Annotated in this window: 18 protein-coding genes and 5 pseudogenes; 12 read left to right on the forward strand and 11 right to left on the reverse strand. The window is 66.7% G+C overall.

What is annotated here, in order from left to right; genetic code table 11:
- Positions 1–164 precede the first annotated feature (164 nt).
- The 3 genes from M2271_RS41020 (at position 165) to M2271_RS41030 (ending at position 2,338) form a co-directional block, all read left to right on the forward strand.
- Positions 165–659, forward strand: coding sequence for a hypothetical protein (locus M2271_RS41020; RefSeq protein ID WP_280892568.1), 495 nt, complete (start codon positions 165–167; stop codon positions 657–659).
- Between the two features lie 261 nt (positions 660–920).
- Positions 921–1,640: a GntR family transcriptional regulator gene (locus M2271_RS41025; RefSeq protein ID WP_280892569.1), complete on the forward strand. Its 720-nt coding sequence runs from the start codon at positions 921–923 to the stop codon at positions 1,638–1,640.
- 158 nt (positions 1,641–1,798) lie between these two features.
- The gene (locus M2271_RS41030; protein WP_280892570.1) at positions 1,799–2,338 is read left to right on the forward strand and encodes a GNAT family N-acetyltransferase; all 540 of its coding nucleotides are present in this window, start codon (positions 1,799–1,801) and stop codon (positions 2,336–2,338) included.
- A gap of 135 nt (positions 2,339–2,473) precedes the next feature.
- On the opposite strand, the gene M2271_RS41035 is transcribed toward M2271_RS41030, so the two are convergent.
- From M2271_RS41035 to M2271_RS41050, 4 genes and pseudogenes are all read right to left on the reverse strand, one after another.
- On the reverse strand, positions 2,474–2,893 hold the full coding sequence (locus M2271_RS41035; protein ID WP_280892571.1) for a hypothetical protein: 420 nt from the start codon (positions 2,891–2,893) through the stop codon (positions 2,474–2,476).
- Between the two features lie 204 nt (positions 2,894–3,097).
- Positions 3,098–3,325 carry a hypothetical protein gene (locus M2271_RS41040; protein WP_280892572.1) on the reverse strand — a complete coding sequence of 76 codons (228 nt, stop codon included), beginning with the start codon at positions 3,323–3,325 and terminating at the stop codon, positions 3,098–3,100.
- Between the two features lie 1,116 nt (positions 3,326–4,441).
- Positions 4,442–4,876, reverse strand: a complete 435-nt coding sequence (locus M2271_RS41045; protein WP_280892573.1) for an ester cyclase — start codon at positions 4,874–4,876, stop codon at positions 4,442–4,444.
- 463 nt (positions 4,877–5,339) lie between these two features.
- A pseudogene (locus tag M2271_RS41050) lies at positions 5,340–5,600 on the reverse strand (NAD(P)-binding domain-containing protein); the annotation flags it as partial.
- 85 nt (positions 5,601–5,685) lie between these two features.
- On the opposite strand from M2271_RS41050, the gene M2271_RS41055 reads away from it, so the two are divergent.
- The gene (locus tag M2271_RS41055) at positions 5,686–6,270 is read left to right on the forward strand and encodes a TetR family transcriptional regulator (RefSeq protein ID WP_280892574.1); all 585 of its coding nucleotides are present in this window, start codon (positions 5,686–5,688) and stop codon (positions 6,268–6,270) included.
- 32 nt (positions 6,271–6,302) lie between these two features.
- On the opposite strand, the gene M2271_RS41060 is transcribed toward M2271_RS41055, so the two are convergent.
- Positions 6,303–6,431, reverse strand: coding sequence for a hypothetical protein (locus tag M2271_RS41060; RefSeq protein ID WP_280892575.1), 129 nt, complete (start codon positions 6,429–6,431; stop codon positions 6,303–6,305).
- Positions 6,432–6,573: 142 nt separating this feature from the next.
- Between M2271_RS41060 and M2271_RS41065 the strand changes: the two genes are divergently transcribed.
- The 3 genes and pseudogenes from M2271_RS41065 (at position 6,574) to M2271_RS41075 (ending at position 9,348) form a co-directional block, all read left to right on the forward strand.
- Positions 6,574–6,741 (forward strand): hypothetical protein, encoded by a 168-nt coding sequence (locus M2271_RS41065; protein WP_280892576.1) that lies wholly within the window; start codon positions 6,574–6,576, stop codon positions 6,739–6,741.
- A 479-nt stretch (positions 6,742–7,220) separates the two neighbouring features.
- Positions 7,221–7,990 (forward strand): annotated as a pseudogene (locus M2271_RS41070) (transposase); the annotation flags it as partial.
- A gap of 338 nt (positions 7,991–8,328) precedes the next feature.
- Positions 8,329–9,348, forward strand: a complete 1,020-nt coding sequence (locus M2271_RS41075) for an ISAs1 family transposase (RefSeq protein WP_280892577.1) — start codon at positions 8,329–8,331, stop codon at positions 9,346–9,348.
- A 7-nt stretch (positions 9,349–9,355) separates the two neighbouring features.
- Here the strand turns inward: M2271_RS41075 and M2271_RS41080 are convergent, their stop codons facing one another.
- The 4 genes from M2271_RS41080 to M2271_RS41095 form a co-directional block, all read right to left on the reverse strand.
- Positions 9,356–9,670, reverse strand: a complete 315-nt coding sequence (locus M2271_RS41080; protein WP_280892578.1) for a group II intron maturase-specific domain-containing protein — start codon at positions 9,668–9,670, stop codon at positions 9,356–9,358.
- Positions 9,671–9,684: 14 nt separating this feature from the next.
- The gene (ltrA, locus tag M2271_RS41085) at positions 9,685–10,659 is read right to left on the reverse strand and encodes a group II intron reverse transcriptase/maturase (RefSeq protein ID WP_280892579.1); all 975 of its coding nucleotides are present in this window, start codon (positions 10,657–10,659) and stop codon (positions 9,685–9,687) included.
- A 707-nt stretch (positions 10,660–11,366) separates the two neighbouring features.
- The gene (locus M2271_RS41090; protein ID WP_280892580.1) at positions 11,367–11,516 is read right to left on the reverse strand and encodes a hypothetical protein; all 150 of its coding nucleotides are present in this window, start codon (positions 11,514–11,516) and stop codon (positions 11,367–11,369) included.
- 312 nt (positions 11,517–11,828) lie between these two features.
- Positions 11,829–12,287, reverse strand: a complete 459-nt coding sequence (locus tag M2271_RS41095) for an ester cyclase (RefSeq protein ID WP_280892581.1) — start codon at positions 12,285–12,287, stop codon at positions 11,829–11,831.
- A 114-nt stretch (positions 12,288–12,401) separates the two neighbouring features.
- Between M2271_RS41095 and M2271_RS41100 the strand changes: the two genes are divergently transcribed.
- Positions 12,402–12,737, forward strand: a complete 336-nt coding sequence (locus M2271_RS41100; protein WP_280892582.1) for a helix-turn-helix domain-containing protein — start codon at positions 12,402–12,404, stop codon at positions 12,735–12,737.
- A gap of 195 nt (positions 12,738–12,932) precedes the next feature.
- Here M2271_RS41100 and M2271_RS41105 read toward each other — a convergent pair.
- Positions 12,933–13,037: pseudogene (locus M2271_RS41105) on the reverse strand (transposase); the annotation flags it as partial.
- 31 nt (positions 13,038–13,068) lie between these two features.
- Here M2271_RS41105 and M2271_RS41110 point away from each other — a divergent pair.
- Positions 13,069–13,197: pseudogene (locus M2271_RS41110) on the forward strand (transposase); the annotation flags it as partial.
- 79 nt (positions 13,198–13,276) lie between these two features.
- Positions 13,277–13,528: a hypothetical protein gene (locus M2271_RS41115; protein ID WP_280892583.1), complete on the forward strand. Its 252-nt coding sequence runs from the start codon at positions 13,277–13,279 to the stop codon at positions 13,526–13,528.
- A gap of 122 nt (positions 13,529–13,650) precedes the next feature.
- Here M2271_RS41115 and M2271_RS41120 read toward each other — a convergent pair whose 3' ends face one another.
- On the reverse strand, positions 13,651–14,571 hold the full coding sequence (locus M2271_RS41120) for a LysR substrate-binding domain-containing protein (RefSeq protein WP_280892584.1): 921 nt from the start codon (positions 14,569–14,571) through the stop codon (positions 13,651–13,653).
- 102 nt (positions 14,572–14,673) lie between these two features.
- Here M2271_RS41120 and M2271_RS41125 point away from each other — a divergent pair, with 102 nt between their 5' ends.
- Both M2271_RS41125 and M2271_RS41130 read left to right on the forward strand, forming a co-directional pair.
- Positions 14,674–15,165, forward strand: coding sequence for a GNAT family N-acetyltransferase (locus M2271_RS41125; RefSeq protein WP_280892585.1), 492 nt, complete (start codon positions 14,674–14,676; stop codon positions 15,163–15,165).
- A gap of 451 nt (positions 15,166–15,616) precedes the next feature.
- A pseudogene (locus M2271_RS41130) lies at positions 15,617–16,216 on the forward strand (IS5 family transposase); the annotation flags it as partial.
- Positions 16,217–16,368: the final 152 nt, after the last annotated feature.

Below are 16,368 nucleotides of genomic sequence, written 5' to 3' on the forward strand. Positions count from 1 at the left end.
CACCGAGTTCACCCGCGACTACATCGTGGAGAGCGGCGTCCACCCACGCGCTGTGAAAGTCCGCCGCTGGACCCAGGAGCCGCATCTGCTGGCTGCCGCAAGGCCAAGCCGTGCCGCCTCTGCACGCCGCGTGCCGCCAGCGTGCGGCAGAACGGGGCGTGGACGTGAGCCTCTACCTCGTCGCCGCAGTCAGCGCAGTCGTGGGCTACCTTCTCGGCCGGTCGGCCGCCTGCCAGACCGCCGACGCCCTGGCCGTCACCACTCCTCACCCGAGCAGGAGCATGCGGGACCTGCGTGAGACCGCCGAACGGCTGCGTGAGCAGATCGCCAAGCTCACCGGGCAACTCGCCGCCGCAGAGCGCACCTTGGAACGGCTGGAGACCACCCGCGAGACCGTGCTGGAACTGGCCACCGAGGACGGCGCCCCACCGCCCGAGCCGCTGCCGCCGGGCTACCGCGAGACCCTGGCCCTCTTCGAGCAGAACGGGGACGGGCTGCGCGCCAGGGACGTCTGTCGCGCCCTCGGCACCGAGCCGCGGCACACCGAAGGCATGCGCGCCAAGCTGAAACGCCTGATCAACCGCGGCATCCTCACCGAGCCCGGCCTGTTCACCTTCACCCAGTCGGCACCTGCCACCCCAGAGACCGACTCAAGCTGAAATCAGACGAAGACCCACAGAACACCCACTGATACTTCCGGGCGGACTTGACGGCCTGCCCACGGCGAACCTGAGCGTTTCTTGACGGTCCTCCAGCGACGCCGTCAGCTTCGCGGCGGCCCGCCGGCGCATCGGCTCGGCAGGCGTGGTGGCCGGCCGCGGCGGCCGAAGTGAGCACCCGTCGTGAAGCCGCTCGGCATCGGGCCAGGGGAGCCACCCCCGAAGATTGATTCCACAAGCTGTAGCAAATACCATGTTGCCATGAGTCGGCTTCCTCAACTCTCCTCACCGACGACTCTCGGCGATCAGGCGTACTCCGCCATCCGTGAAGCCATCGTCACCGGCGTGCTGAAGCGCGGGGAAAAGGTCACGGAGCGAGGCCTGGCCGAGTCCCTCAACATCAGCGCCACTCCCGTCCGCGAGGCGCTGCGACGCCTGGACCAGGACCGACTGGTGGAGCGGACGGGCCCCCGGTCCGTCCGCATCACGCAGTTCGGCGAGGAGGAGCTCCGCGAGTTCACCATGATCGAGGATGTGCTCCGGGCCCTGTCCGCCCGGCTGGCCGCCGAGAAGTCGACGGCGGCCCAGCGTAGCGAAATGTCCGCCCGCCTGGACGAGGCGGACGCCTTGCGCGGCGAGCTGCGCGACGAGGCCCCCGGGACCGACAGCGAGCGGGATCTGGTGCTGAAGATCCAAAGTCTCATGTCGCACTTCCATACGCTCGTGGACCAGGCCAGCGGCAACGCGACCCTCATTCAGATGCTGCGCACCGTGGATGCCTTCGGCCCGGAGGGGCGGCGTGACAGCGCTCTGTCGCAGGTGCGCAGTGGGCACTGGGAGGTCGTCGACGAGCGTTACCGGCAGCACCGCGCCATTTTCGAGGCCATCGCCGCCGGCAACGGGGGCAAGGCCGAGGAGCTGATGCGGGCACACAGCCACACCTCGAACACCTCCCGCATCAAGACGCGTTTCCCCGTCTGACGCGATGCGGCCTGTGCCGTCAAGGACGGGTCGGCGGCAGCACGCCTACGGAGGCGTAGTACGGGAACCAACGCCCGCGGATTTCCGCACCCGGCACAGCTCCCTCGTCCAGATCGACATGACCACCATTGAGCCTTTTCATCGCACAATCTACCGAGATGGATGGTGTTATCATTTCTGTGCACGCCGAGCAAACCCCGGTAAGGCTAAGGCTCTTCCAACCCGCCGACGCTTCGGCGGTCACTGGGCTGATCCATGACTATCTGACATGGGCCGCCGAACGCCTATATGCGTTATACGGCGTTGAGGAAATGCCGACCGATGTCAATGCGATAGGCCGCTCACTGTCCGCCTTTGAGCTGCCTGCCGGCCTGCTGCTGGTTGCGCAGCTCGACAAAAAGCTGGTGGGAGTCGGCGCAATTCGGACGATCGCTCCCGGTGTCGCGGAAATTAAACGTATGTACGTTACTCCAGAGGTTCGGGGACACCACGCAGGTTCGACGCTATTGGACTGCCTTATCGAGCATGCACGGGAAACCTTCCATGCGAAAATTGTCCGATTGGACACATGTGGCTTCATGGCCGACGCTCAACGAATGTATGCGTCTCGGGGTTTCCAAGAGCGCACACCTTACGAGGGAACCGAGATTCCATCGCATCTTCAACAGTACTGGCGCTTCTTCGAACGGGAACTCTGAAGCAGGCCCCCGGACCAGTCCCCGAAGGTGCTCCTGGATCTCCAGACCCGTCCGTTCCCACCCGGAACCGACGACGGTTCGGGTGAACCGGACGGCTGGGGTAAGTGGTGGGTCGGGGTGGATATCCGATGTGCACTATTCACCTGCGGCGAGGGAGGTGAGCAGCCCTGCGCCGACTCCCAGGACAACCAGCTGCACGATGCCAGGAATATGCCATCCCAGGGCAAGGAGACCACCACCTGTGACAACTGCGCCGCCAAGCAGGAGCCACATTCCCAGCAACGCCTCCTTGGGCGCATTGGGTGGATTGCCGCCGTTAATGCCGAGGCTGCGGACTTTCCCCGACCCACCTGGTTTCGGGATCTTGCGTTCCCGCACCGGAAAAGGCCGGAACGAACCATCCTTGAGAGCGGCCCGCAGGTCATGCAGGAACCCAGGCGTCCCGATCCGCTCCTCGACCTCGACGACCGTCAGGCCATCGACGCCGGGAGTCCGGGCACCCTGGTTTCCCGCGACCCGGGCGAACGCCATGGTCAGCGTCGCCGGGTCGTGCACGAGGTTGTGAGGTCGGCCCGGGACGCCCTGCTGGTGTTCCCACCAGTGGGTTTCCCCGGACCGCCTCCCGCACCCGGCGTGCCCGTCTCCGGGCACCGGGCGCTCCACAAGTCCCGTTGACGTCCGAACAGTTCAGATCGTGCTCGCCCACGGAGTGGGAATCGCTGTCCCTCGGTAGCCAGGGCTGATTCAAAGTCCTGATGTTCATGCTGCGGTGCAGGTCAGATCAGATCGGGCCAGGCCGAGCGGCTCCAACGGGCGGGTGAAAGCCGTGTAGAAGACCTCACGTAGCCCGGCGGCGATGCTGCGGTGCCCCGCGTTCCGCAGTGTGTTGATGGTCGGGTTTCGCAGCGTTGCCATGTTCTCCGGCCCGTGCCCGGTACGGATCTTCGACGCGTCCTCGGCGGACGTCACGTCCCGCACGTCGTGCACGGCCTCGATTCGCCATTCCGGCGCGCGAGTTGCCCGATGCGCTGCGGCGATGTGTCACGCGCCGTCATGTTGGTGATGGCGTAGATGGTCTGGCGCGAGACCTTGCCCGTCTTGATGTAGCGGCGCCATCGGTGGGTCTGTGCCGCCTGCCCAGGTGCGGAAACCTCAGACCCAGGGCGGTGACGGTCAGCGCGTGCACGGAGCGGGTCTCTTGCCCCCCATGGCCGCTCCCGCGCTAGTAGAACTGGACGGTGGCCTCCTGCCAGGGCAGCGGCCGCAGCGTCGCGAACAACGCCGGCTACTTCGCGAAGATCAACGGTCACTCGGCGTAGGCGACCATGCGGTGTGGCTCTGTCGCTGATTTGGGGGTGTGCGGCGGCCGCGAACGCGTGGGCATCACCTGGGTGTGATGGATGCGGTACGCGTTGCCGACATTCCTTTCCCGGGTATCGGGGTGCAGGTCGAGCAGGGAGCAATCGAGGGCACCAAGGTCCGTCTTGTTGGGCGGTCGCTGGCGGTGTCGGCCGCTTGTCCGGAGTGCGGGCTGAGATCCTCTCGGGTGCACTGCTACTACCAGCGCCGTCTGGCGGCCCATCCTGTCGCCGGCCGGCAGGTACGACTCGATCTGTGAGCACCTCGTCTGGTGTGCGGGAGCGACCGTTGTTCCCATGGGCCGTTCGCCGAGCAGATCCCGGCCCTGACTCGGCGGCACGCGCGCCGCACGGACGCTCTCACCGCCCAACTCACGGACGGCGCCCTGTTCCTGGGCGGGCTGTGCGGGAGCCCATCTGTTCAGGCGGATGGCCATCGCCACGGGCAAGGACACCCTGCTCCGCCTGATCCGCGCACTGCCTGTCCATCAATCCGGCCCGGTTCCGCATCTCGGTGTCGATGAGTTCGCCGTGCACCGCTTGACACTCAACGACTTGGGATGTCTGCCGCAACCGTGCCGGCTCCTACCGCGACGGAGCTTGCGTGGGTGCTCCCCAGGCCCGACAGGTGGCCGATGAATGGCATCTGATGCACAACCTGGTCAATGGCGCGGGACCGCGTCAACGGATGACCGAGGGCAGGGATCGGCCCGGTCCGGCACGCCCTTGCCCTCGGTGAGTGTCGCTAGGCGTTCATGCGAGTCATCCATCCATGCAGGTCTTCGAGGTGCCAGCTCCGCCTAATGAGACCGTTGTCGATCTCGTGGAACTCGTGAATGGCGATCTCGTCGTACTTGCCGTTCGGGGGGACGCCGAGGAACTCGCTGCGGAGGGTACCGGCCAGGGCACCGCGCACGGCGACAAGCCCCGAGGAGGCGACGATGTCATGGACGATCACGTGTGCGTCGGCGAAGGCCTCGTGGAACGCCACGATGTGCGGCTTCATGCCCGCGGGGCCCGGCGGCTGGTCGGGGATGCTGGGAATGTCCTCCCAGTCGGGCGACAGCACGTCGTCGAGGAGGTCGGGCTCGCCGCCGATCGCCCGGTAGAGGGTTTCGACGAGCTGTCGTTCCTTGTCGGTGGTTCCGAGGACCCGGGGAGAGCTGTATGTGCTGGTCATGGCGTTCCTTACGCTGAGAGGAGCTTGGCGAGGTCGTCCGCGGACGCGGGGCGGCCGGGGGCGCGGGGCGGCCGGGGGCGGCGAACATGCCGGCCGGGTCGAGATAGGCGTGCTGGGCGGGCGTGCCCGGCGCGAACCGGCGACTCTCGGCGAGAGGGCCCACGTCGTACGTGTCGTAGCCGAGCGAATCGATCAGGGCGGCGACTGCTTTCTTGGCGGTGGCGTCGTCGCCGGCGATGGGCAGCGCGCTGCGGTCGGAGGCGCCGGTCGGGCGCCCCAGGGCGGCCAGGTGTTTGAAGAAGATGTTGCTGAACGCCTTGACGACGTGTGAGCCGGTCAGGTGCGTCTGAAGCAGGAGGTGGGCCGGGGTGTCGGCGGCGTCTATCTCGGGGACGCGGCCCTGGCGGGCGGGGTCGTAGTTGAGGGTGTCGATGACGACCTTGCCCTGGAGGGGTTCGGTGGGGACCTGTCGATAGGCCCTGACCGGAATAGTCACTACGACGAGGTCGCCGGCGGTCGCGGCCTCGACAGGGGTCCCCGCGCGGGCGCCCGGGCCGAGTCGCGTGACCAGGTCTTGCAGGGTTTTAGGGCCGCGGCTGTTGCTGAGGACGACGTCGTGACCCGCGTCGATTGCGAGGCGGGCGAGCGTGCCGCCGATGTTGCCGCTGCCGATGAAGCCGATGGTAGTCATGGTCTCCTGCCGGTTCCGGATAAGGTAAGGCATGCCTGCGCATAATCGAAGGCATGCCTTGACTTTAGTGCAGGTACCCCTGCGCTTGGCAAGCTGAACGGATGAGGAGGAATGTGTGATGGCTGCCACCGAGTCCGGCAGGCGAGCCGAATCCGGATTCACCGTGAGCCGGCCGACGCGCGCCGACGCACGCCGCAACTTCGACGCCCTGCTTGACGCCGCTCGTGAGGTGTTCGCCGCCGAGGGCGCCGGTGCCTCGCTGGAGGGGATCGCCCGGCGGGCAGGGGTCAACATCGCGACGCTCTACCGCAACTTCCCCACACGGCAGCACTTGTTCGAGGCCGTCTACCTGGACGAGGTCGAAGCCCTTGCCCGCATGGCGGTCGAGCTGGACAGCCTCGAACCGTGGGACGCCCTGGAGAGCTGGCTGCGCCAGTTCGTCAGCTACGCGACTACCAAGAAGGCCATCTACGACGCCATCGCACACCGCGCGGAGATGTTCGTAACCGGCCGCGACATGATCCACGCAGCCGGCCGGCCGCTTCTTGAACGAGCCCAGGGCGCCGGCAAGGCCCGCGCTGACGTGAGCTTTGACGACGTGCTCTTCCTGGTCAACGGCGTCAGTGGGGCGAACTTCGTCCAAGAGGCCCAGCAGGATCGGGTGCTCACCATGGCCCTGGACGGCATCAAAGCCCATGGGTGAACGCGAACGACCAGGGGGCTCTCGCCCCCTGCTCAGCCAGCGGCGGTCTGCGCCGCCAGGCCTTTGATGTGGGCGAGGCGGTAGGAGCCCCAGTTCTCGTACAGCTGCCGCCACTCGACCAGTAGCACTCGGTAGTCATCGCTGTAATCTGTAGCGCTCACTTCCTTGGAGTGCTGCCGCAGTACATACCGGATCTACTGCAGGCCCTCTACGTTGATCACCGTGACCTGCGGCGGACGATTCCGGCCGCAGGGGTGAGGTGTACGCATTTACTGCGGCAGTGCGCGGGAGGGCGGGGCGGGCGTGGCGACCGAACCAGTGACCGAACTCGGGGGCGAGGGAGCGCTCCGGCTGCCGCGGGCCCGGGTGGTGCCTCTGTCCGCCGCTCCGGCGTCGTACGCTGCAGCGGTCGAGCGGTACCTCACCGGCGCGGGCATCGCGAAGTCCTCCGCGCAGATCTACCGGAGCTAGTGCCGTGGCAGGCAATGTTTGCCCGAGAAGGAGCGGCGTCTGGTGCGTGCTATCGGCGTGCCGGGCGGAAGCCCTCGTACTGGATGTACTTGGGCTTTCGCCCGGTGCGGCGAGAGTGCGTGCCAGGCGTCGCGACGGGGCGAACATTGGCTGCCGCGGCACTAGCTGACGACGTGGGGGTGGATGCTCGTCGGCGGACCCGCGCGGCCGGACCCACTCGCCGCGGCGCGAAGCCGCCCGTCTTCCCCGTCGCCGAGATCGACGACCCGGCATTGCCGGAGGTGTTGGCCGAGTTGGCGGCGGCGCGGGCGGACGAGATGGACGTCGACACCGTCAACCGTGAGCTGTCCATCGCGTGCAAGGCGATCGGCTGGTGGCGGCGCCAGGGCTGGCTCGAAAGCGGGCCGACGATCGGCACCGAGCGGCGGCCGGCACCGCCCGACCGCACCAAGGCCCTCTCGGGGAACCAGATCGCCGCCGGCAACCTGGGCAGCAACACCGCCGCCGACCACCGCGACGCCGCCCAACTCGCCCTTGCCCAGTTGCCCCCATGCCATCGACGTGGCCGGCGGACACTCATCCGTACCGACTCCGGCGGCGGCACTCACGAGTTCGTGGCCTGGCTGGCCCAGCGCGGCCGGTGCCTGTCCTACTCGGTCGGCATGACCATCACCGACGCCATCCACCAGGCCGTCTTGAAGATCCCCGCATCCGCCTGGACACCGGCTGTCGAACCGGACGGCGAGGTCCGCGACGGCGCCTGGGTCGCCGAACTCGACGCCGGCAGCGACTATCTGGAGGGCCGGCCCAAGGGGATGCGACTGATCGTCCGCAAGGAACGCCCGCACCGGGTGCCCAGTTGCGCTTCACCGACGCCGACGGGCTGCGCTTGACCTGCTTCGCCACCAACACCACCGGCCAGAAGATCGCGGAGCTGGAGCTGCGGCACCGCCAGCGGGCACGCCGAAAGATCGCATCCGCGCCGCCCGCTCAACCGCCTGCACAACCTGCCTCCGCACGATGCCGCGCAGAACCAGATCTGGCTGGAGATCATCCAGATCGCCCTGGGCCTGTCGGCCTGGATGCCGATGCTTGTCCTGACCGGCACCGCCCGGCTCTGGGAACCCAGCCGCCTGCGACTCCGCCTACTCTCCGCCGCCGACACCTCAGGTTCGCCCGCCACTGGCCCTGGACCGAAGTGATCTCAGAGGCGATCCAGCGACTCGTAGCCCTTCCGGACCCAGGCTGACCAGCACGTTCCCATCTCTACGAGGAGCATCGCCCACCGGAGCCGTGGAACCCGGCGCCCACCCAGGGCGGTTTCAAAGTCCTGGTGATCACGTGAGTGTGCAGGTCGCGACGGTACGACGATGTGTGGTCGGGCCGGTCCGTACGCAACGAAGCTCCGGTTGATGCCGGTGACCGATCAAGTCGCCCGCACCGCCCGGAGCTTCGATGTGCCGTCAGTCTGCCAGCATCTGCTTGACCAAGTCGCCGACCCGTCAGCACCGGGCGATCGGGTCGCTGATGAAACGGCTGCATACCCTGGCCGATCCGCGGCACCGGCGAGGCAGGCGTCACTCGTTCGTGAGCGTGCTGCTGGTGGCCTGCTCGGCGGTGCTGACCGGGGCGCGCTCCCTCGCCGCGATCGGCCAGTGGGCCAAAAACGCCCCGCAGGACACGCTGGCCCGGCTCGGCGCCCGCACCACGACGGTCTTTGACGTGCGCATCGCGCCAAGTGCGGCGACCATCCGCCGGATCCTGAACGCCGCCTGCCCCGGCGGGCTGGCCGACCTGCTCGGTCACGACCCGGCCGGGGCCGACACCCTCGCGGTGGACGGCAAGAGCGCCCGCGGCTCGCGCCACGGCGAGATCCCGGCCGCCCACCTACTGGCCGCGATCACCGGTGCCGGCCTCACAGTCACCCAGCTGCGGGTCCCCGGCAAGACGAACGAAATCACCTGCTTCGACGCCCTGCTGGCGCCCTACGGCCTGACCGGCATCACGGTCACCGCGGACGCCCTGCACTGCCAGCGCGATCACGCCCGGTTCCTCGTCGAGGCGAAGAAGGCGCACTACGCCTTCACCGTGAAGCGCAACCAGAAGAACCTGCACCGCCAACTTACCGGTCTGCCCTGGGAGAAGGCGAGCGCGAAGTTCTACGACCGCACCGCCGCACACGGCCGCCTGGAGACGCGCGTCGTGCAGGCCCTGACCATCACCGACCTCGGCGTCGACTTCCCCCACGCGGTCCAGGTCGCGAAGACCGTCCAGCACCGCACCCAGCGCAAGACCGGCAGACGCAGCCGCGAAACTGTCTACATCATCACCGACCTGACCAGCCGCGAAGCCTCCCCTGAGCGCATCGCGAAGATCGCCCGTTCTCAGTGGACCATCGAGAACCGTCTCCACTTCGTCCGCGACACCGCCTTCGCCGAGGACGCCTCCACAGTCCGCACCGGACACGGCCCGGACAACATGGCCACCCTCCGCAGCTTCGCCATCAACACCCTGCGAGCCGCCGGCCACACGAACATCGCGGCCGGACTCCGCGAGATGTCCTACGACAGCTTCCGCCGACCACTGGACCTCCTCGGCCTCTCCTGACCAGCACTCACACGAGATCAAAGGACTTTGCAACAGCCCTGCCTCGGTAGCGGTAGCGGGTAGTCCGCATCCGCCCCGGATCGAACAGAGCGGTATCGCCATCTGACGGCCACCACTGGCCCTGGCAATACCTGCGGCGCACTTGCTTCCAATTCGCACGCGGGTGTTTTCGGTGCAGCCAACCCATGACCCTGCGCCAGGTAAACGCGCGCAGGAAGTGGAAGGTGACACTCGAAACCCCGGGCTGGAAGTAGACACACCAGCCCCGCAGCACAGAGTTGAGATAGTGCAGCAGGACTTCGAGCGGCTGGTTCTTGTCCAATCGACTGGCCGTCCTCACTTTTCCCGTGACGGACTTAACCGCTTTCTTGCTCGGGTAGGTGTAGACGTAGTACTTCGCCGTGCCTTGTTTTCGGTGGCGCTGGATGCGCCACCGAGAAAGTCAAAGCCCTCGTCGATGTGCACCAGCGTGGTTTTCTCCTCCGAAAGACGCAAGCCCATCGTGGAGAGAGCCTCGGCGGCTTCGTCGCATATCGCCTCAGCATCAGCTCTGTCACCTCGAACCAGAGCGACCCAAGCGTCAGCGTAGCGGATAAGCCGAAATGACGGCTCTCCCCGCCGTTGCTGCCGAGTCATCCTGCTCTGCTCTCGGTGACGTCGAGCGAAATGCTCATCGAGTACTGATAGTGCGACGTTGGCGAGCAAAGGTGACAGAATTCCGCCCTGTGGCGTCCCTGTGCGTGATTCCCTGAAGGGCCCCTCTTTGTTGAGGATTCCGGCCCTCAGGAAAGCCTTGACCAGCATCAGGACGCGCTTGTCGGAGACCCGTTGGCGCACCCGGCCCATAAGTGCCGAGTGCGAGATTTCGTCAAAGCACGCCGCGATATCGCCCTCCACGACCCACTCGTATCGGTGGGGTGGACTGGCAAAGGTACGGATCTCAGCGATCGCGTCATGAGCTCGCCGGTTGGGCCGGAAGCCATACGAGCACGGCTCAAAGTCCGCCTCGAAAATAGGCTCCAGCACCAATTTCAGCGCAGCCTGAACAACGCGATCACGTACGGTGGGAATACCTAGACGGCGCAGTTTCTTTCCGCCCGCTTTCGGAATCATCCGCTCGCGGACCGGTAAGGGGCGAAACTGCTGCGCTTTCAAATCTTCGCGAACCTCGGCCAGGAACTCGCCGACACCTTGCCGCTCGATATAGTAGGCGCTTTTCCCGTCAACTCCTGCCGACCGTGCACCCCTGTTGTCCCGCACTCGCTCCCATGCAATCAGGAGAAATGCGGGATCACAGACGAGATTGAACAAATCACGGAACTGCCTGTCTGAATCGTCGGTCGCCCAACGGTGCAGCTTGGTCTGGATCTCTCGTACCCTGCGCTCCGCGCCGAACGACGTGAGCGTTGGTGCGTCGGTATTCGCCGGCGTCCTCCGAGCATTCCAGCATCCGCCCTGCTAACTTGCTGGCCCCCTTCGCCATGTACGCGCCTTTCGCGCGCTCGGACTACTACGGGGCCTCCGCCCCACACTGCGGCCGACAGCCGACGACGGGCCTGCCCTTCGATGTCCTGGATGGAACATCGTGAGGGCAGCCGCAGGTGGTTCCCACGTTCACCACCAACCGTTCGACGAGGGAGGTGCCCAGCTATACCCCGGCAGCCTCGCCACGAGTACGCCGCAGGCTTTCCTCGTGGCCTCCCCACCGGCCTATTCATCCCGGCTTCGGAGTCACCCGCCGCATGATCACGGCAGGTGTGCGCTGCGGACCGGCCCAGATCCGCCAGGTTCGAGCCGGTGTCGGGGTTGAAGGACGTAGTAACGCCGGTTCCTCGCGTACTCCCTCTTCGTCTCGCTCGCCGGGCCCGCACCATCTGGCAGTGCTGGTACGTCCCGGCTTTGTCAGGGCCGCTCCCGCCCTCTCCGGCACCACCCGGGTCAGGCTGCCCTCAGCTACGCTGACCTGCTGCGACAGGCCAGAGGTGACGGTCTTTCACCTCCACTCGAACCACAGCGCCTCACGGCGCAATCAAGATCCCGGACAGCGTCAGCGGATCGCGTCGAGCACCGCGCGGTGGAAGTACCCCTCCGGCCGGCCGCCCCTGCCCGCGCATCCAGCCCGGCACCGGCAGCAGCGGCCGGACCTCGACCCACTCCTCGTCCGTCATGTCCGTCGGGTACCGGCGCTGCCGTTCGGGCCGGTCGGCCGCGTTGCCGTACTCATGCGCGAGGCAATCACACGTTGGAGCGGCCGAGTTGGACTGCCGGGCCATCGACACGGAAGACTGCGGCGCAGGAGCCTCCTGGTGCTCTATGGATTCGACACCCACGAGCTGTTCAGGAGGCCCCGTCTTCATGCTCTGGCCACGGAAGGATCACCCGACCGGGAATCCGCGTTCGACCGCCACCGCTCAAGATCGAAAAGACAACAGCTCCTCACGGGCGGCCGTCGCCCGAGAAGATCTCGACCATCACGCAGGCTACGTGCCCGTGCTGATCTGCTGGGTGAGCTTGAGCATTTCTTCGATGTGGTAGATCTCGCTGATCTTGCCGTCGACAATGCGCTTGATGTCCTGGCCGTGGAAATCGACCGGGTTGCCGCTGGCGGCGAACCCGAACGCGTCTCCGGTGTGGGTCGCGGTCATCCGCCACTGGAGGACGACCCAGCCGCCAGGCAGCTCTTCCTGGAACAGGATCCGAATCTGCCTGTTGGTGAATCCGTCACGGGTCGCGGCGATCAGCGCCCGTATGCCGTCGACGCCCGAGACGGCATCGGAAGCGGGGTTGTGGTCGATCAGATCAGGGGCGAACACCTCATCCGCCCCGGCGACGTCCCCGGCGACATACAGCTCCAGCTCGCGCGCGGCGACCCGCAACGCGGTGGTCGTGGCCGAGCGCACCATCTCGCTTGCGGTGTTGGCCGTAGTGATCGCGGGCATGTCGTCCTCCATGGTGCGTGGTGCGGGCTGACCACGAAACGCGTAGGTCATGGACCTATTAGTGCACGGACTGCACCGGTTACATCAACTGCACTAATGGCATAAACTCGAACCATGACTGCTGACCGTCTTCCGGAGTGCGGCGTCCCCCGGTTCATCACCCTGCTCGACGGGCCGTGGGCCACCCTTATCGTGCGCGAACTCCTGCGCGGACCCCACCGCTTCACAGAGTTGCGCGACGCCCTGCCCGGCATCAGCCCGCACACCCTGACCAGCCGACTGCGCCTGTTCGAGCGACACGGCATCGTCCTGCGCACCGCCTATTCGGAGATTCCCCCACGGGTCGAGTACCGGCTCACTCCCCTCGGTGAAGGACTGCGCGCTGTCCTCGACACCATGGCCGCCTGGGCCCTGACAGTCCCCGACAGCGAGCCAGCAGCCACCGCGTGACCGTAGAAGTCGACTGACAGGTGGTTACTCAGCGTCGCCGCATCGTCAGCCAAGGCTTAGAAGCCGTTGTCCTTCCGAGAGCGCCGGGTGCGTTTCCGCTGGTCAGGTGTAGGGGAGGTGTTTCGGCGGCAGGGACGAGGGGTGGTGTCGTCCCACACCAGCTTCAGCAGCCGGCCCGGGCTGGTCCATGAACGTCTCCAGCAGCGCGGGAGCGGCCTTGGAGTCGTGCACGTCGGCCGTGGTCACGGTCACCTCCAGGAGCAGGCCCTCGGTGTCGGTCAGGATGTGGCGCTTGCGTCCGTCACGTGACTTGGCGTTATCCAGGCACCGGGATAACGGCAAGAAGATCGTCGGCAGGAAACGCAGTATCATCACCGACACGCTCGGACTGCTTCTGGCCGTGCTGGTCACCGCGGCCAGTGTGCAGGACTCCGTGGCCGGCGCCCACCTGCTCGAACAGGTCGCCGGGGTGTGAGTGCGCTGACCCGGTTCTCGTACTCGCGGCGGGCCTTGCGCTGAGCCGGGACCGCAGGTGCGCCTTGGGCGCCGTCGAGCGGCTTGCAGCGGGCGAGGAGCTGGTGGTGCACCGCGAGGACGGCGGTCACGCGCAGGGTGTAGCCCTGGCCGCGCCGTACGGTCGCCCCCTGGTCGAGCGCGGCGCGCTCGACGGGCTCCAGCTCGGTGGCGCGGAGAAAGTCGGCGCCCTGTTCACCGAGAACAAGGTGTTGCAGGTCAGTGGTGCATCGCCCGTCGCAAGGGCCACGGCTACGGCTAAGAAGTTGCGCGGATAGGGGCGGTTCACGGTGGTCGGCTTGGGCTGTTATCCGAGCATGGGTGCTCCAGGTGCGGCGGATAAGGCTACGCACGGTTCGCCTTCAAGTGGCCCTGCACTTGGATGTGCTCGCTCAGCAGGTCAACGTGTTCTCGTGGTCCGGTCGTGGCCACGACCTGTCACGGACTCAGATGCTGCGATGAAGGCTTGCACGAGGGGACGGTTGTCTCCTCGGCGGGTGGCCATGAAGATCCGGCTCGCTGTGGGAGGCCCGTCGAGTTCGAGACGTTGGGCGCCTGCGGGGAGCAGCGTCGTGACGCTGTAGGGGGCGATGGTGACGCCAAGGCCGGCGGCGACGAACATGATGATGGTGTGCCAGTTCGAGCACTCTTGCGCGACCTGGACGTCGATGCCGGCGTCCCGCAAAGGCTGTGTGTTCACGTCGAACGCTTGAGCTCCTGCTGTACGTGGGAACAGGATCAGCGGGTCAGTGGCCAGCGCCATTGCTTCCGCATGGTCGCTGCTTGCGGCGGGGTGTTCTGTGGGGATGACGGCGACAAACCGTTCAGTCGTCAGCAGGGAAAGGGCGATGTCGTCTCGCTCCTCAGCATCCCGCACGATCCCGACGTCGGCTGTGCCCCGCTCCAGGGCCGCCAGGACGTCGACGGTGAAGCCGTCGTGCAGCTTGATCTGGACGTCTGGGCGGCGGCGGGAGAATTCACGGAGCTGTTCGCTGACGATCGCGGTGGCGGAGGTGATGAAGGCGACATCCAGGCGGCCGGCCTCGCCGCGCCCGACACGACCGGCCTCGTCGAGGTCGGCCGCCAGACGGCCCAGAAGGTCCCTCGCCCGTGGCTGGAACGTCGCTCCTGCCTCTGTGAGGCGGACGCTTCGGGAGGTCCGCCGGAACAGCTCAACACCGACAATCTTCTCGAGCTGCCTGATCTGCTGGGACAGGGCTGGCTGAGCAATGTTCAGCCGCTGGGCGGCACGGCCGAAGTGGAGTTCCTCAGCCACAGCCAGAAAGTACCGCAGATGGCGGAGCTCGATTCGCTGATCCATAGTTCAAACTTATCGATAGAGGCTACCGCTTGTATTGGACATATGAGTGAGTGGGACCGGAGGCTGCTAACGGGAAGCTGCACCGGAAAGGAAACTCGCCTCATGCCGTACACCTCTGCCCCGACCGTGGTCTCCTCGATCGCCTCACAGAGTGATGCCGACGCGTTCCGCGCGTTGAACGAGGAGTGGATCTCGCGCCTGTTCACGCTGCAGGAAGTGGACCGGGCGGTTCTCGGAGATCCGTTCGGCCGCATCGTGGGCCCGGGCGGCGACGTGCTCCTGGCGCGCGAGCCGGGCAGCGGCACCGTCGTCGGGTGCGTCGCACTTCTGGCCTACCCGGACGCCGTGTTCGAACTGGCGAAGATGGCCGTGGCCCCCGCCGCGCAGGGACGCGGCATCGGCCGCCAACTCGTAGCCGAAGCGATCGACCGCGCCCAGGCACTCGGTGGGGCCCGGCTGTTCCTCGGCACGAACAGCAAGCTGGCTCCCGCCATCCACCTCTACGAGGAAGCCGGGTTTGTGCGGATCACCCGCAACTGTCTCCCGGTGGCCGACTATTACGCCCGCGCCGACACCCTCATGGAACTGAAGTGACGCCCCGGCCCGGAGCCCGGGGTCTGCCTCGCCACGGCTGTCTTCGCCAGCACGTCGGTTCCCCCGCCGCCCGCAGCACGCGATACCTGTGCCAAGTCGTGGCCGGACCATCTGGGCGGCTACCTCGACGACACCCCGCACGGGCCGACTGCACTGGACGCGAGCCCACTGAAGGGCCCTGAGTGGCCGCGGTAGAGGATGAACTCTCCCGTCAGTGCGCGGCCTGGCCCATGGCCTCCCGCCGCGTGGTGGCCGTGCGCCCTGGTCTGGGGAACTCCTCTTCCGTACGCCGTGCCCGTTCTGATCGAGTGGGACGGCCTCAGCCGACACTGCCCCGATGGCCCGGCGCCACCGGCCCACCCCTCCAGCCGACCACTGATCCACCCACAAGTCGCGACTTAAAGATCTGGTGATCATGGAGTGGCGGCGCTCTGTGATCACTGGGAGACCCGTGCCCACGCTGCCCTCATGGCTGACCGAACCACTCTGGGACCAATTCCAGGCGCTGCTGCCCGAGCGGCCCGAGTTCCACCCGCACCATCCGCTCGGCTGCCACCGCCGGCGCATCGGCGACCGGATCATCTTCGACAAGATGCTGCAGTTACTACGCTTCGGCTGTTCTTATGAGGCGATCGCCGACACGACCTGCTCGGCCACCACGATCCGCGACCGTCGCGACGAGTGGATACGACTCGGCGTCTTCGCCAAGCTCAAGCAGATTGCGCTTGAGTCCTACGACCGGATCGTCGGCCTCGTCCTCGACCAGATCGCCGTGGACGGCTCCATCACCAAGGCACCCGGAGGCGGCGAGGCCGCCGGACGTTCACCAGTCGACCGCGGCAAGCAGGGGCTGAAGCGCTCGGGCATGACGGACGGATACGGCATTCCCCTCGGCCGTGTCCTGGCCGGAGCCAACCGACATGACCCTCCGCTGCTCGCCCCAACCCTGGATCGCCTCAACGACCTTGGCCCGCTGCCCGACGACGTCACCGTGCACCTGGACGCCGGCTACGACTCGGATAGAACCCGCACGCTGCTCAACGAACGCGGCCTGCGTGGACGCAGCACATAAGGGGGAGAAAGCGCCCATCCAGGCCAGTCGGCGTTGGTGTGGACGTTCACGTATTTCCCCGGGGCTGAGTTCACGTAATTCCCCAGCCCCGGGCGCCGATGGCGTCTACTTGACCGACGGCTTGGCGGGCT

The sequence above is a fragment of the Streptomyces sp. LBL genome, assembly GCF_029893585.1.
Lineage (GTDB): Bacteria > Actinomycetota > Actinomycetes > Streptomycetales > Streptomycetaceae > Streptomyces.